Source organism: Dietzia psychralcaliphila (assembly GCF_003096095.1).
Taxonomy (GTDB): Bacteria; Actinomycetota; Actinomycetes; order Mycobacteriales; family Mycobacteriaceae; genus Dietzia; species Dietzia psychralcaliphila.
In genome coordinates this window covers 1,709,120-1,724,250 of record NZ_CP015453.1, presented here as the reverse complement: position 1 = coordinate 1,724,250, position 15,131 = coordinate 1,709,120, and the positions used below count along the sequence as shown (strand labels likewise).

Sequence of the window (15,131 nt, the reverse complement as noted above, 5' to 3'; positions counted from 1 at the left end):
GACGAACCATCGAAGGAGGCGTCCATGACTTACACCCGCACCATCACTGTCCCTATGTCCTACGAGCAGGCCCTGGAGCGCACCCGGGCCGCCCTGGCCGACCAGGGCTTCGGCATCCTGACCGAGATCGACGTCAAGGCGACCTTCAACACCAAGCTGGGCGAAGAGGCCGCCGAGGCCGTGGGCGACTACGTGATCCTGGGAGCCTGCAACCCCGTCCTGGCCAGCAAGGCCCTGGCCGCCGAACCGCAGCTCGGCGTCCTGCTGCCGTGCAACGTCGTGGTTCGTCGCGGCAACGGCGATGGGCAGACCACCGTGGAGGCCATCGACCCGCAGACCATGGTCCAGCTCAGCGGCAGTCCCCAGGTACGTGAGATTGCCGACGACGCCGACGCACGGTTGCGCGCGGCCCTGTCTACGAGCAGCGAAGCCGATCCCACGCGCAGCTGAGGCCGGCCGGCCCCGACCGACACTCCCCCAGAATGGACGTCTCACCAATGGTGAGGCGTCCATTCCCCGCTCACGGTGAGACATGATCCACCGCACTGAGACACCCCTAACTCAGAGTTTCTTGGCTGCGGGGACTCAGGTGCCGGCGAAGGATTGCTGCGCGCCGGAGGAAGACCAGTGAGAGCACGAGTGCAACTATCCCGAGTACATCGAGTGCGATCTCGACGTGCGCTCCCACCTGCGTGGCCAGGGTCCCGGCGTCGCCCAGTGGGAGGTCGGCGAGGAGAGTAGCCGCCTCGAAGATCTCCGTCCGCTGCTCGATAGTGCCGTCTTTGGCGATGACTGCGCTCACACCGCTAGTGGCTGCGACCAGTACCGGCACGTTGTGCTCGACCGCCCGGACCCGCGACATGGCGAGCTGCTGATAGGTCATGGGGGAATAGCCGAAGGTCGCGTTGTTGGTGGGGACGGTGAGGACCTGAGCACCTCCGGCAACGGGTGTGCGTACGGCGGAGTCGAATGCCACCTCGAAGCAGGTCGCGACGCCAGTGACGACCCCTGAAGTTTCGAGCGTGCCCGAGCCGTCACCGGCGAGGAAGTGCCCCGCGCTCTCTGCGACGGGGAAAAGCGCCTCAAAGAGGCCGCGCCACGGTAGCCACTCGCCGAACGGCTGAATGTACTTCTTGTCGTGGCGGTCCACCGGCCCCGATGTGCCGTCCCAGAGCAGCTGCGTATTGAACGACTCCGGGCCGTCGGCGATGCGATCAATCGTACCCAGTGAGATCGGTGCCCCTACCGCCTCGGAGGCGGCCGTGATCTGCTCGGCCGCCTCTCGAGTGTCCAGGACCGGCACGTCCGAGGCGTTCTCCGGCCACAGGACGAGGTCGGGCTGCAGATCCTCACCGGCCACGACCCGCCCTGCCAGTCGGTACGTGGCGTCGAGATGGTTTCGCAGCACCGCGGTGCGCTGGGAATTGAAGTCCAGTCCCAGGCGGGGAACGTTGCCCTGGATTACAGCGACGCGAAGTTGCTGTGTTCCCGCCCGGCCGAGATTGGGTGTGACCAGGTCGGTGGAGGCGATCGCCAGCAGCGCCAGCACGGCCCCCGGTATCGCCAATGGCGCGGCCACCGAGACCGGCCGAGCTCGATCGAGCAGGGCCAGAATCATCAACCCCGCCGCGAAACCGGTCGCAGCGATCGCGGTCCCGAGGAATCGCGAACCGCCCAGCGCCGCGAGCGGCAGCAGAACACCGTCGGCGTGGCCGAACGCCAGTGCGCCCCAGGGAAAACCGCCCCACGGCCAGGACCCGCGGATGGATTCCCAGAGAGACCACCACGCCGCGAGTCCTATGGTCGTGGCCACAGCGAACGGGCCGCTCTGGACCCCGACTCGCACGAGATGTACCGCGCCCGCCCCGAACGCCGCCAGATACAACCCTTCCACCAGCGCGAGCCCCCACGCAGCGTAGGCGCCCACATAGAGACCAACCCACGGGACCAAGAGGAGGAAGAAGACGACCCCGAAGACGAGGCCGAGGAGCGCGCCGGTCCCGGTTCCGGGGTGGCGGCCCCGGACCGGCCCGAGCGCGAGCACGAGCAAGGCGAGGCCGGCGAACGCGGTCGGCCACCATCCGACGGGCGGGAACGCGGCGTAGACGAGCGCACCGGCCATGGCAGCCAAGCCCAGACGGATCACCAGCAGGGTCATCGAGGCTCCGGTTCGGACACCGTGGCGCGGCCGCGACTGCGCATCCGGTTCCAGACGAGCAGTCCGATCCCGGCCAGGACGACGAGCACGAGGACGTCCACGACGGGGTTCGCGACCGCCGCCACGCCCGCTTGCAGCCCGGCCTGGACGTCAATCGGCACGAGTTCGGGGACCCCGATAAAGCCGTTGGTCGTCCAGAAAAGGATCCCGACCGCGAGGATGAGCAGGCCCGTGACCACCGAGGTACTGTGCAGTTCGCGGCCAAGGACGGTGAACGTTCGACCCCGCAGCGCGGCTCGGGTCCGCGTCCCGATACGGCCCCACAGTGCGGCCAGGACGGTGAGCGGCACGACCATCCCGGCGCCGTAAACGGCCAGCAGCGTTCCCGCAGTGACCACATCGCCCTGCGCAGCCGCCAGCGTCAGAACAGCTCCGAGTATCGGCCCAGCGCAGAAGCCGGCCACGCCACTGGCAGCGCCGAGCAGCACCGTCTTTACCAGACCCGCGCGGGCGTCTGACTGGCTCTGCAGCGTGCCCGCCCCCGGCAGGAGGCGAGCGGCGTCGAAGCCGAACCCGAGTACCTGCGCCGCCCCGAGCACGATGAGCAATACCGACGCGGCAATGATGATCACTCCGCGGTTGGTGACGAACACGCTGCCGACCACGCCGGCACCGATCCCGAGCGGCACCAGGACCACGACCAGACCCACGTAGAAGACAACGCCATGCAGCCACAATCGGGGCCCCGAGCCAACGGTGGAGGCGAAGAACGCGGGCAACAACAGTGCCCCACAGGGACTCAACAGTGCCAGGGACCCACCGATGAACGCACTGAGCAGCCCGATGTCCACCGGGCTACCCTCCGCCCGAGGTTTCGAGGGCCGTCTCATGGGCGTCGAGGAAGACCTCGACAGGTTGTGCGCCGACCATCGGCGACCCACCCAGGATGAACACGGGGGTCGCGCTCGCGCCGTGTTCGATCCCCAGCTCTTCGTTCCGTGCGATCTCCTCGGCCGCCTGCGGTGAGATCATGTCGGCGGCAAATCGTTCGGTGTCCATCCCCAGCTGGCCCGCCAAAGCGACGAGAGCCGCCTCGGAGAGATCCCGTTCGGACCGTGTGCGGCCACCGTCGAACAGAGCGTCGTGAAACTCCCAGAACCGACCCTGCTCGGCGGCTGCGTACGAGGCCATCGCCGCACGCTTGGACGCCGGGCCGTACACGTTGACATCGCGCCACTCGATGCGAAGCTCACCTGCCTCGGCCCGCTCCTTCATCACCGGAAGCGTCTCGCGGCTCCACTGCGCACAGAACGGACACTGGTAGTCGGAAAAGACCACCAGCCCGACGGGAGCATCCACGGGACCGAGCGCGAACGGATCGCCCGTCTCCCTTCGCTCCGCATAGGAGTAATCCGGTTGCTGCTGCGCGACGACACCCCCTCCGGCCGTATCCCCATCGCCTGCATCTCCGGCTCGCCACATAGCCACCACCAAGATGATGAGGATCGCCAGCATGACGAGCCCGGGGATGGTGCCGATCGGCAGTCGGCCCGATCTGTGCGATCGCGACACGTTGTGTTCCTTTCCTGACGAGGGCGTCATCAGATCGGCAGGGTCGTGTCGCTGATCGCGAAGTCCCGCAGCCAGCCGATGAACAGCGCCCATGCGCCGCTGAGCAGGAGAAGACCCACCAGGATGAGCATCACGCCGCCGAACACCTGGATCTTGCGTGTGTGTCGCTGTAGCCACCCCACGGTGCGTAGCGCCCACGTCGAGCCGAAAGCCACGAGAACGAACGGCAGGCCCAGCCCCGCGCAGTAGGCGACGATGAGCACCACGCCGCGACTCGCATCCAGGCCCGTGCCGGCTGCGACCGAGAGGGCCGCCGCCAGGGTCGGCCCCAGGCACGGCGTCCAACCAAGGGCGAACACCCCGCCGAGCATCGGCGCCCCCAGCCACGTGGTCAGCGCCTTGGGCTGCATCCGCGTATCGCGTTGGAGCGCGGGGACGACACCGATGAACACAAGTCCCATGCAGATCGTGACGACGCCCCCGATGCGCTGGAGAAGTTCCTGTCGGGGCGAGATGTACTGCACGGTCCCGAGGACCATCGCCGACAGCAGCACGAACACCACGGTGAAGCCACCGACGAACAGTACTGAGGCCAACACCACTCGGCGCCTACTCGATACTCTCCGCTTTCTCTCCTCCAGCGTGAGAGTGCCGGCTTCGACCCGGCGGCGCTCGGCTCCAGCTGCGGTGACGGCGGGCCGTTCTGCTCCCACGACACTGGCCAGATACGCGAGGTAGCCGGGCACGAGCGGCACTACGCAGGGTGAGGCGAACGAGACCAGCCCGGCCAGCACGGCGGCCCCGAGGGCGAGCAGAATCGGCCCGGACACGACCGTCTGCTGAAAGGTCTCCCCGATCGACTGGGCGAGGATGACTACGGTGTCTGTCGTCATTCGTCGAACCTGGTATCCGCCCTGGCAGCCGCAGCGGTGTGGAGCTGGACGGTCTCTGGCAGCGAGACTCCCGAGACAGCCGGAGCACGCTTACGGCGCCTGCGGATGATGAACCAGCCGATTGAAGCGAGTGCCACAGCGGCCACGATCACGAGGAGATCGGGGATACTGCCCGCACTGTCGAGCACGGCACCTTCCAGCGCAGCCTGGTCGGACGCGCCGAGGATGCCGCTCAGTTCGGTGGTGCCGGCAGTGACCAGCAGCAGGACGCCGACCGCGACTGTGAGCGCGCCACCGATGAGGCCGGTCCAGGTGTTGCTCCAGCGTCCGATCTTCACTTCGCGCGGCCGGACGAGGTTCCGGACGGCGGGGAAGCGTCCCCACAGGAGCGAGAGGACGAACAGTGGCAGCGCCATCCCTGCGGCGAAGACCAGGACGATGATCCCGCCGGACAGTGGCGTGCCGGAGACGGCGGCCACGGTGAGGACGGCGCCGAGCAGCGGGCCCGCGCAGACGCCGGCGAGCCCGTAGACCGTGCCGAGGGCGTAGACGGCCGTCATCGAGGTGCCCTCGGTGTTGGTCCCCCGGCGCAGGAACGGCACGGGGACGTTGAGCAGCATGAGGAGGCCGAGCACGATCACGAGGACGGAGGCCACGGTGACGAAGGTGAACCGGTGCTCGTTGACGAAGGCCCCGAGCGTCCCGGCGAGGACCCCGAGGGGGACGAGCGTGGTGGCCAGGCCCAGGTAGAAGACGCCGGTGCGGGTGAGGAGCTCCCGCGGGGCGGCGAAGGCGTAGGAGAAGAACGCGGGCAGCAACATCGCCGAGCACGGGCTGAGCAGCGTCAGGACACCACCGAGGAACGCGCCAACAAGTCCGATGTCCACGACTCACTCCACCGCCGCGAGAGCTTCGTCCAGATACTCACGGAACGTGGCCACCGGCTGCGCTCCGGACAGCGCGGCCTGGCCCGCGACGAAGAACGGGGTGGCCGTGACGCCGAGTTGCTGCGCATTGCGGGTCTCGGCCTCCGCCTGCGCTCGGATCTGCGGATCATCGAGATCTGCGGTGAACTTCTCCATGTCCGGCATGTCGACCTGTTCAGCGAAGTCGATGAGCACCTCGCGGGTCAGATCCGGGTGTCCGCTATCGGGGGCCGCGTCGAAGACGGCGGTGATGTAGTCGACGTACTTGTCCTGGTTCGCGGCGGCCTGCGCCGCGATCTGGGCGTCCTCGGACTGCTCGCCGAAGTAGGCGACGTCGGTGAACTCGATGCGGACCCTGCCGGTGTCCACGTACTCCTCGATCAACACGGGCAGTGTGTCGCGGCTGAACGAAGCACAGAAGGGGCACCGCAGATCGATCCACTCTGTCAGGACCACCGGTGCGTCGACATCACCGATCGCCTTCGGGTCATCGGCCTCGCGCCGAACGAACTCCATGTCGCCCCCGGTGGTCTGCGCGCCGTCAGCGGACTCCGCGGCCACAGACGTCCCAGTCGTCGGGGATTGGCCGGTCAGTGTCTGGGCGAGCACCACGATCCCGAGGAAGACGGCGATCGCACCCAGGATCCAGTTCCCGATGGTCGCCCGCCGGTACTTCGCCTCAAGGGTGTGGCGGGCTAGCGGTTGATTGGTGCTCACGGGCGGTCCCTTTCGCAAACTGGTGGATCATCGACCGGTACGACTATTACACATAGTCGACTATTGGGGATAGTCGGCCCGTGGCATGATGGCCCGTATGGATAGGTTCCGAAGTGCCCTGACGTCGTGGCCGCAGACCCTCGCACTCGCGGCACGCGGGCTGCGGACGTGGACGCCGCGCCAGGTCGTGACTGCAGGCGCGGTAGCGCTCGTCTTCGGAGTACTCCTCGGCCTGGCGACGGTACTGATCCCCAACTCGGTGTTCACCCGGGAGATCCCGCCGGTGTGGTGGAATTACCCGGTCTGGATCCTCACCGCCGTGTTTTCCGGGATGCTCTTCGCCACGTACGTTCGCGGGTCGGCGACTGCCTCGCCGTCAGGTGTCGAGGGCACCACGGAGCTGGGAGACGACGTAGAGGCCCGTCGCTCGAGCCGGTTCGGCATGATCGGCGCAGTCCTGGCGTGGTTCGCGGTCGGCTGCCCGGTCTGCAACAAATTGGCGCTGCTCGCTCTGGGATACTCCGGGGCGATCACCTGGTTCGCGCCGGTGCAGCCGATCCTGGCGATCGTGGCGTTGCTGCTGACCGGAATCGCGCTCGTGGTGCGTCTGCGGGGGCAGATCGCATGCCCGCTGCCCGCAGTGCGTGTCGAGGAGCGGGTATGAGCGCTGCCGAGACCGTCGGGGAGCCGCCCCGGCTGGGAACCCTGGAGACACAGGTGATGGACCTGCTGTGGGACGAGGGGACCTTCACCATCCGCGAGCTCATCGGTCGACTACCCGGAGACTTCGCGTACACCACCATCGCCACCGTTCTGACCAACCTGCACCGCAAGAACCTGGTCGACTCCGGCAAAAGGGGTCGATCCACGGTGTACGAGGCACGGTGCACCCGTGAGGAACACGTCGCCTCGGTAATGGACCATGCACTTGGCACGAGCAGGGATCGCGCGGCGTCCATCCTGAACTTCGCGGAGCGGATCCCCGACACCGACCTGGACCTGCTGCGCGACTACCTCCGTCGCCGCGACGAAGGGATCAACCCATGACCTCCGGACTGCTGGCCGCGATGCTGATCATCGGACTGGTCGTGTCCGCACTGGCGGGCCCGCGAGTACTGCGCAGCGCCGCCCCGCTGCTTATGAGGGTCCCGCGCCTGGCCGCAGGACTGCTCGCCGGCGGCGTGGCGGCCTGGGTGCTGACACTTCTCGCGGTGGGGCCGGTGCTCGCATGGGTACTTTCGGGGCCGGTGGTGCTTCCAGCCCGTGCAGCCCAGGTGTGTGAGCAGTGCCTTGCTGCCGCCAATCCGTTCGGTGACCAGACGTTCAACACTCCCTTCCCGGTGGCAATTCTGCTGGCACTGCCAGCAGCCGCCGTGTTGCTGCACCTGACCTCAGTCAGCATCGAGACCATCCGCCGCCGCCGAAGCACGCTGCGCACCGCAATGCGATACCGACAGACCGCACGGCCTCGACGCATGCACGGATACGACGTGCTCCTGGCGGACGATTCACACCCATTCGCCCTCAGCCTCCCCCGCCGCCACGGCGGCATCGTGATCTCCACCGGCGCAGTCCAGCTGTTCTCCGTCGACGAACTCGTGGCCGTCCTAGCCCACGAGCACGCCCACCTACAGCAGCGCCACCATCTCATTACCGCGATCGTCAGCGGACTGACCACAAGACTGCGGTGGATCCCGATGCTGGCCGCCGCCGAGGACGCCCTGGGCCACTACCTGGAGATCGCCGCCGACGACCACGCCCGGCGAGTATCCGGAACTCCCGCGCTGGCGGGGGCGCTACTCGTCCTCGGTCAGGCCGCCCGCCTCTCCCAGCAACCAACCGCAGAAGGAGCGCTCTACGCGCTCGGCCCGAACCGGATCGCGCACCTCGTGCAACCTGACCGCGGGACCGCCGGAGCCGTAGCCGCGACCGCCAGCACCTGCTGCATGGCCGCTCTGATCGCCCTCGCCGCATTCGTCCACATCCCTTACATGTTGGCGGCACTCAGCGGCTGCATCTGAACCGGCCATTCCCCTCGCGGACCCGCCCCGCCCGTAACCGTTACCGCCACCGTCCCTAAGCATGAACAGCTAGGAGACTGCTGAACAAGGCGCTATTGGGGTTGGCGGTCGTGTGAGCGGCGGGCCCGGGCGTCACCGGTGGGATGGCGAGCGGCGTTTTAGGTCAGCACTCTGGGTGCGACGACCGAGGGTCTTCGGTCCACTTGATGTGATTATGCGCGGTCTCACCGGCCATCGGTGAGAGGCGGCTCCCCTAACTGCTGGTCAGGCCAGGGCCCAAGCTCCGTTCTGGTGGGTCAGGCCCATGGCTAGCAGTCGACGTAGGTTGAGGGCGGCGGCGCGGTGGTGGAGCCAGCTGTTGTTCTTATCCACCCCGCGATAGGGCACTCGTCGGGCGCCTCGGGTGAGCCAGGCGATGGAGCGTTCCACCATCGGGCGATGCTGCCGGTAGGTGGCCCGGAAGTCCTCGCCCTGTGCGCGCTGGCGGTGCTGGCGTTGCAGCACATGGTGCTCGCCCAGCAGCACCGAGCGGCCGGATTGTGAGGTGGTGCACCGCTGGCGCAGCGGACACTGCCGGCAGGCCGCACCGAACTTCGCCCGGCCCTGCGGCGACACTGTCCGCGTGACATCAGCCGGGCAGGTCAACGTGTTTGCCGCGGCATCGAAGGTGAAGTCATCCAGACCAAACCCGCCCTCCACAGCGGGCCTGGTCGGCCAGGGTTTGACCAGGGGCAGCCACTGCTTTCCGGCGAGGGTGGCCAGCATGTCTCCGGTGGCGTACGCCGAGTCTCCGAGCACTTCAATGTGTTCGACGTCTGTAGTGGTGGGATCTGTGGTCACCAGGTCCGCACCGACGGCGGCGTCGGAATTGTCCGGACCGCTGGCCCGAGTCAGCCGGGCCGCAGTGGTCAGCCCGGTATCGGGTTCGACCACGATGTGGGCTTTGAACCCGTCCTGGCGACGCTGCTGGGTCTTGTGCGCGTGCCGGGCATCGGGGTCCACGGTAGAGATCACCCGGTCCGGGACGGTGCGGCGGGCGATGCGCCACCGGCCGTCGGTGCCATCGGAATCCTCGGCGGGCTCGACGTCCTGGCCGGCGACCAATGCCAGCAGCGCCACCGCCTCGGCTGGTCTGCCGCCGGCGGCGGTGATCGCCTCAACATCCAGAGCCTCAAGCAGTGCCAGAGCGTCTGCGACCAGGGCCGAGACCAGCTCGTCGCGGGCGGCCTGGTCATCCCAGGCAATACGCGGCTTACCGGCCTCGGAGTAATCGTGCCCGCACACCGCCGCCAACCGGGTGCACTCGGAGGCGATCAGCTCTTTCGCGCCGGGCACTTCGCGGCCGACCCGCCTGATCTGGGCGATGAGTTGGGTGATCGTGTCCTGACGGGCCACCGCATCATCCAGAACCGTCGAGTCCAGTGCGCGGCGGGTCTTAGTCTTGACCGCTCCGGTCTCGGCGATGACCTGGCGCACCACCTCGAAGATCCGCTGCGGATTCTCGCTGGCGGCCAGCCGGCGCCGCCAGTAAGTCAACGTCGACGAGTCGAAGCCCTTGGCATCGACCGCGTACCCGCACGCGGCCTTCCACCGCAGGTCAAACGTCAACGCATCCACGGCCTCCCGGTCGGAGTGCCCAAACAGAGCCTGAAGCACGATGACCGAGGCGATCACCTCCCCCGGGATCGACGGCCGGCCCCGGCCCGAGGGAAACAGATCGGCGAACAACTCCGCCGGGAACAAGCGATCCCGATGCTCGGCCAGCAACGCGAACACGCTGCCGGGCTCGAGCAGATGCCCCGCCACCGACTCCACATCCAGCAACTCACGCTGCCGATCCCACTCACCCTGCATGAACCAAGTATTTCAGGCCCGGGTCACCCCGCGGGGCGGACACCCTGATTGTTCAGCAGTCTCCTAGGGCGTGTCTCCCAATCGGCGTAGCCAGGTGAGAATTGCACAGAGGGTGACGGCGGCGCGGTAGGTTATCGCGAGTTTGTCGTAGCGGGTGGCCAGCGCTCGCCATTGCTTGGCCAGAGCGAAGGAACGTTCAACGACGTTTCGGTCTTTGTAGAGGCCAGTGTCGAGTTTCGGGGGTCGGCCACCGCGGCTGCCGCGGCGTTCGCGAGCGGCGATGGTGTCGCTTTTCTCCGGGATGACAGCGGCGATACCGCGACTGCGGAGCTTGCGGCGGATCGTGCCGGACGAGTACGCCTTGTCGGCGATCACCGCGTCCGGGCGGGTGCGGGGTCGGCCACGGACTTGGCGAGGAACGTGGATGTCGGCCAGCACTTCGGCGAGCATCGCCCCGTCGTTGCGCTGCCCGCCGGTCACCACATTCGCCAGCGGCCGCCCACGCCCGTCGACCGCGCTGTGGATCTTGGTCGTCAGCCCGCCACGCGACCGGCCGATGCCGTGACCTGCGGGTTCACAGTCCCGGTAGGGCCGGTTCTTGTGATTCGACCGAGCCCCCTGTGTCCTGCTCAGGGCGGGTGGTGTTCGTACCGTGTTGATGAGCGCGGCAGATGGTCGCATCCACCGAGACGTTCCAGTCGATCTTTCCGCCTGCGTCAGCGTCAGCCAGGATCACGTGCAGGATGCGATCCCAGGTCCCGTCCCGGGCGTAGCGGGCGTGACGCTTCCACACTGTCTGCCACGCCCCGAACTCCTCGCGAGGTAGGTCCCGCCAGGGAATACCTGCTCGGTAGCGGTAGATGATCCCCTCGACGACCTTGCGATTGTCGCGAAACGGATGCCCCTGCCGCCCTTCATTGGAGGGCAGCAGGGGCTCTATCCGCTCCCACTGCTCGTCGGTGAACTGGCGAAAACGTGACTTCGTCTGCCCCATACGGCCACGGTCTCGCGGGTCACCGCTCAGCTATGGGAGACACGCCCTAGTTGGTTGCCCACCAGGTTCACCAGTGCGGCGCCGGCGATGGCGAGGACGGCCAGCACCGGGACCCACACGTCGGAGTCCTGCATCCCGAACGGTCGCAGCATGTAGGTACCGAAGGTTCGGCCGAGAAGGGACTCGGCGAGGATCATCGACACGTACATGAACAGCGAAACCGAGCCAGCCACGACCCCGGGTCCATACGCGGCTTTGAGTTGCATCGCGATTCCGCCCGAGGAAGGGTTGGTGGCTGAGTAGCGGATGTAGGAGTAGGAGCTGAAGGCCACCACCACTGCCCCGGCAAGGAAGGCCCACGGCATCCACCCCCCGGCCAGCTCGGCGACCTGCCCTACCAGGGCGAAAATGCCCGCCCCGATCATCACCCCCGTCCCGAGCGCAACGGATCCAGTGAGGGTCAGTGAGTTCGAGGACTGGGCGCTGCGATCCATGCGGTACCGTACTTTCTTCTCGTCGGGCGGGGTTGGCGGTGTGCTTGCGGTCGGGTGCGCCGAGTTCAGCGGACCAGGATCGTGCCCATCATGCCGAGGTCCTCGTGGTCGAGGATGTGACAGTGGTAGACGGTGCGGCCGACGATGTCGTCGAAGGCCACGCGGATGGTGACGCGGCCGAAGGCCGGAATGTTGACCACGTCCTGCCAGGTGGGTGACTCGCCGTCGTCGAGGACTTGCATGGGCCACACGTGCAGGTGCATTGGGTGGTCCATGGGGCTGGTGTTGGTCAGGGTCCATTCCTCCACAGTTCCGGCGCGGACCGTGATGTCGTTTCGGTCGGCGTCGAACTGTCGGCCGTTGATGGTGAACGACATCATCGATTCGGCTCCGCGCATCCCACGGCCCATGCCCATGCCCATGGCGAATTCCAGGGTTCGACGGGCAGTTACCGGTGCGGTGCGCAGGTCCCGCAGGGCCGGTCCTGCGGGCACGGGATCGGGTTCGTCCGCCGGGGGCCCAGTCACGTCCAGCGTGAGCAGACCGATCGGCTCGTCGTCCGCCGGGAACGCACCGGCCATGGGTCCGCCCATCATGCCAGGCATGGCGCCGCGGTCCACCGGGATGCTGAGCAGAGTGGAGGTGCCCTGGCGAGCGTCCACCAGGAGTTCGACTCTGTTTCCGGGAGCCAGCGTCACCTCGGTGAGGTCGACAGGTTCGGGTAGGCGGCCGGTGTCACGGCCGAGCAGGCGCAGAGACTGACCATCCAGGGTCAGGCGCAGGTAGCGGGACGGGCAGGCGTTGACGATCCGCCACTGCTCTCGCTCTCCCGGCGAAGCGGTGGCCCGGGGCCGAACCTGGCCGTTGACCATCACTATCTCGCCTTGACGGCCCATCATCTTCTCGGGCGGGGACGCGGCAGCCGGGTTGCCAGTGCCGTCGAGGGTGATGTCGGAGACGACCAAGGTGCGCTCACGGGACACCGGGACCGGCTCGGGGTCCTCAACAACGATCGCTCCGTAGAGTCCGGCCGCCAGTTGGTCAGCGACATGGCCGTGGTGGTGGGGGTGGTACCAGAAAGTCCCGGGCGGGTGGTCGTTTGGCAGGACGATTTCGTAGTCGAAGGACTCGCCGGGGGAGATGCTGACGAAGGGGTTGTCGCCATTGCCCTCGGGGGAGACGTGCAACCCGTGTACGTGCAGGTTGGTCGGGGTGTCGAGTTCGTTGGCAATCGCCACTCGGATCGTGTCTCCGCCCCGAACGCGCAGGGTGGGGCCTGGGAGTGTGCCGTTGAACGCCTGCACGTTTGCGTTTCGCCCGCCGATCTTGACCCGGGCGGGGGCGGCGACCAACTCCAGATCGAGCACACCGTCCCGACTGGCCACCACGTCCGGCTCGAGAAGGTCATCACCACCGTCGGAGAAGCCACCACTGTTCGTGGTGTTGCCCTCACTGACGGTCCACCACAGGCCGGCCCCGCCCACGGCGGCGGTGCCGGCCCCTGCCAAACCCAGTGCGAGGAGCTGCCGTCGGGTCAGCTCGCTCACTGCCGTCCCTCGCCCAGAGTGTGTAGTCGCTCCCGGTACTCCTCGGTGGTTAGCTCTCCACGGGCGTAGCGTTCGTCCAGGATCTCTCGCGGCTGGCGCGGGCGTTCCCCGGTTTTGACATGCTCATGCCCTCCGGTCTGGCCCCGGCCGCCGGTGAACGCTTTCGCCAGGACGACGGTGACCACCACCGTGCCCAGAATGACCAAGAGCCAGAAGATCCACATCCAGCCCATTCCCGAACCCATCCCGTTGTTCCACATCATCGCGATCGTCCTTCGCTACTTCTCAGTCCCGAGCGTGTGGCCCGCCGGTGTCTGGGGGGTGGTGGCGCCGGGTGCGAGGCGTGGCGGTCGGTCTGGAGACCGTGGATCGGCATCGGCACCGAGGGTCTGGGTGTGGAGCAGCACGTGCAGGATTCAGCGATCGCTTCCAACGGAAGGTTACTGCGAGGCTGGATAGACATCTTCTCCTCTTCATATTCGTTGCTGGTGCTCACTGGAACACCTCCAATTATACCCATATGGGGTATGTGGGGTAGGTGGTTGAACCCGGCTCACCCATCGATTGGTCCCTGGGTGTCTCACGCCTGGGGAGCGGTCCCTGTCAGGGCGACAATGAGGCAGAGCACGCTGGCCCAGAACACGCCCAGGCCAATGGCCACCACGGTTACACTCGCCCACTCCATACCACGCCCCTGTCTTCCGGTCGAGTTCCACATTGGCCGGTACGCCCGCGTATTTGTGTGGAGATCAGGTGGAGGTCTGATCAAGAACTTCCGCTGGCGAGCTGACACTCAGGACAGGCTGGAACGATCGAGACCATGGTGGAGAACCCTCGTGCCCTCGAAGATGGGGGAAATTTGGGGAAGGGTGAGTTCGCAGAAACTACAGCTCGGCATCGTTTAGTGGCCCTTCATAGTGAAGGGCCCGTTTAGTGGAAGGTCTGCGTATTAGGGCGTGTCTCCTAATTGGCGTAGCCAGGTCAGGATTGCGCAGAGCGTGACGGCGGCGCGGTAGGTGATCGCGAGTTTGTCGTATCGGGTGGCCAGAGCTCGCCACTGCTTGGCCTGCGCGAAGGATCGCTCGACGACGTTGCGGTCTTTGTAGAGGTCGGCGTTGAGTTTCGGAGGCCGGCCACCGCGGGAGCCTCGGCGTTTGCGGGAGGCGATGGTGTCGCTCTTCTCGGGGATGGCCGCGGTGATTCCACGGGCGCGGAGCTGGCGGCGGATCGTGCCGGACGAGTACGCCTTGTCGGCGATCACCGCGTCGGGACGGGTGCGAGGCCTGCCCCGGCCAGGGTGCGGGACGTGGATGTCGGCCAAGACCTGTTCGAGCATCGCGCCGTCGTGTCGTTGGCCGCCGGTGACCACACTCGCCAGCGGCCGGCCGCGACCGTCGACGGCGCTGTGAATCTTGGTGGTCAGCCCGCCGCGGGAGCGGCCAATGCCGTGACCTGCAGGTTCACAGTCCAGGAAGGGGCGGTTCTTGTGATTCGATCGTGCCCCCTGTGTCCTGATCAGGGCGCGTTGTGTTTGTGCCGTGCTGGTGGGCTCGGCAGATGGTGGCATCTACCGAGACGTTCCAGTCGATCTTTCCGGCCGCATCGGCCTCGGCAAGGATGGCCTGCAAGACTCGGTCCCACGTGCCGTCTCGGGCGTAGCGGGCGTGACGCTTCCAGACCGTCTGCCAGGCCCCGAACTCCTCCCGCGGCAGGTCCCGCCAGGGAATTCCTGCTCGGTAGCGGTAGATGATGCCCTCGACGACCTTGCGATTGTCGCGGAACGGATGCCCCTGCCGTCCTTCGTTCGAGGGCAGCAGGGGCTCGATCCGTGCCCACTGCTCATCGGTGAACTGGCGAAAACGTGACTTCGTCTGTCCCATCCGGCCACGGTCTCGCGAGTCAACACTCAGCTATGGGAGACACGCCCTAGGAGACTGCTGAACAATCAGGGTGTC

At 66.9% G+C, this 15,131-nt stretch carries 16 protein-coding genes; 4 read left to right on the top strand and 12 right to left on the bottom strand.

The features are described 5' to 3' along the window. The first annotated feature begins 24 nt into the window (after window positions 1–24). Window positions 25–450: a DUF302 domain-containing protein gene (locus A6048_RS07825; RefSeq protein ID WP_107749405.1), complete on the top strand. Its 426-nt coding sequence runs from the start codon at window positions 25–27 to the stop codon at window positions 448–450. A 106-nt stretch (window positions 451–556) separates the two neighbouring features. Here the strand turns inward: A6048_RS07825 and lnt are convergent, their stop codons facing one another. The 6 genes from lnt to A6048_RS07795 are packed head-to-tail and all read right to left on the bottom strand — an operon-like array spanning window position 557 to window position 6,266. Then, window positions 557–2,158: an apolipoprotein N-acyltransferase gene (gene lnt, locus A6048_RS07820; RefSeq protein ID WP_067718108.1), complete on the bottom strand. Its 1,602-nt coding sequence runs from the start codon at window positions 2,156–2,158 to the stop codon at window positions 557–559. Further along, complete coding sequence (locus A6048_RS07815; RefSeq protein ID WP_067718111.1) at window positions 2,155–3,009, bottom strand: cytochrome c biogenesis CcdA family protein; 855 nt, start codon at window positions 3,007–3,009, stop codon at window positions 2,155–2,157. Before A6048_RS07815 ends, lnt begins: the two co-directional genes overlap by 4 nt. 4 nt (window positions 3,010–3,013) lie before the next feature. After that, window positions 3,014–3,730, bottom strand: coding sequence for a DsbA family protein (locus A6048_RS07810; protein ID WP_067718113.1), 717 nt, complete (start codon window positions 3,728–3,730; stop codon window positions 3,014–3,016). 29 nt (window positions 3,731–3,759) lie between these two features. Next, on the bottom strand, window positions 3,760–4,623 hold the full coding sequence (locus A6048_RS07805) for a cytochrome c biogenesis CcdA family protein (protein ID WP_067718116.1): 864 nt from the start codon (window positions 4,621–4,623) through the stop codon (window positions 3,760–3,762). Beyond that, the gene (locus A6048_RS07800; protein ID WP_067718119.1) at window positions 4,620–5,510 is read right to left on the bottom strand and encodes a cytochrome c biogenesis CcdA family protein; all 891 of its coding nucleotides are present in this window, start codon (window positions 5,508–5,510) and stop codon (window positions 4,620–4,622) included. Before A6048_RS07800 ends, A6048_RS07805 begins: the two co-directional genes overlap by 4 nt. Window positions 5,511–5,513: 3 nt before the next feature. Further along, on the bottom strand, window positions 5,514–6,266 hold the full coding sequence (locus tag A6048_RS07795) for a DsbA family protein (protein WP_067718121.1): 753 nt from the start codon (window positions 6,264–6,266) through the stop codon (window positions 5,514–5,516). A 97-nt stretch (window positions 6,267–6,363) separates the two neighbouring features. Between A6048_RS07795 and A6048_RS07790 the strand changes: the two genes are divergently transcribed. Genes A6048_RS07790 through A6048_RS07780 form a run of 3 tightly spaced genes read left to right on the top strand, consistent with a single transcriptional unit; the run spans window position 6,364 to window position 8,287 of the window. After that, window positions 6,364–6,930, top strand: coding sequence for a hypothetical protein (locus A6048_RS07790; protein WP_235027685.1), 567 nt, complete (start codon window positions 6,364–6,366; stop codon window positions 6,928–6,930). After that, window positions 6,927–7,313, top strand: coding sequence for a BlaI/MecI/CopY family transcriptional regulator (locus A6048_RS07785; RefSeq protein ID WP_067718127.1), 387 nt, complete (start codon window positions 6,927–6,929; stop codon window positions 7,311–7,313). The genes A6048_RS07790 and A6048_RS07785 overlap by 4 nt, the downstream gene beginning before the upstream one ends. Further along, window positions 7,310–8,287, top strand: a complete 978-nt coding sequence (locus tag A6048_RS07780; RefSeq protein WP_067718130.1) for a M56 family metallopeptidase — start codon at window positions 7,310–7,312, stop codon at window positions 8,285–8,287. The genes A6048_RS07785 and A6048_RS07780 overlap by 4 nt, the downstream gene beginning before the upstream one ends. 264 nt (window positions 8,288–8,551) lie before the next feature. On the opposite strand, the gene A6048_RS07775 is transcribed toward A6048_RS07780, so the two are convergent. The 6 genes from A6048_RS07775 to A6048_RS07750 all read right to left on the bottom strand — a co-directional run bounded on the left by A6048_RS07775 (window position 8,552) and on the right by A6048_RS07750 (window position 15,056). Continuing rightward, window positions 8,552–10,141 carry an IS1182 family transposase gene (locus A6048_RS07775; protein ID WP_033098515.1) on the bottom strand — a complete coding sequence of 530 codons (1,590 nt, stop codon included), beginning with the start codon at window positions 10,139–10,141 and terminating at the stop codon, window positions 8,552–8,554. Window positions 10,142–10,204: 63 nt separating this feature from the next. Then, a protein-coding gene (locus A6048_RS07770; protein WP_412523687.1) for an IS5 family transposase occupies window positions 10,205–11,135 on the bottom strand; the annotation gives its coding sequence in 2 pieces (ribosomal slippage) (window positions 10,205–10,765 and window positions 10,767–11,135; 930 coding nt in all). A gap of 26 nt (window positions 11,136–11,161) precedes the next feature. Further along, on the bottom strand, window positions 11,162–11,629 hold the full coding sequence (locus A6048_RS07765; RefSeq protein ID WP_069389168.1) for an amino acid permease: 468 nt from the start codon (window positions 11,627–11,629) through the stop codon (window positions 11,162–11,164). Between the two features lie 65 nt (window positions 11,630–11,694). Further along, on the bottom strand, window positions 11,695–13,176 hold the full coding sequence (locus A6048_RS07760; protein WP_067718740.1) for a multicopper oxidase family protein: 1,482 nt from the start codon (window positions 13,174–13,176) through the stop codon (window positions 11,695–11,697). After that, window positions 13,173–13,439, bottom strand: coding sequence for an SHOCT domain-containing protein (locus tag A6048_RS07755; RefSeq protein ID WP_003862069.1), 267 nt, complete (start codon window positions 13,437–13,439; stop codon window positions 13,173–13,175). Before A6048_RS07755 ends, A6048_RS07760 begins: the two co-directional genes overlap by 4 nt. 686 nt (window positions 13,440–14,125) lie before the next feature. Next, a protein-coding gene (locus A6048_RS07750; protein ID WP_156523628.1) for an IS5 family transposase occupies window positions 14,126–15,056 on the bottom strand; the annotation gives its coding sequence in 2 pieces (ribosomal slippage) (window positions 14,126–14,671 and window positions 14,673–15,056; 930 coding nt in all). Window positions 15,057–15,131 lie beyond the last annotated feature (75 nt).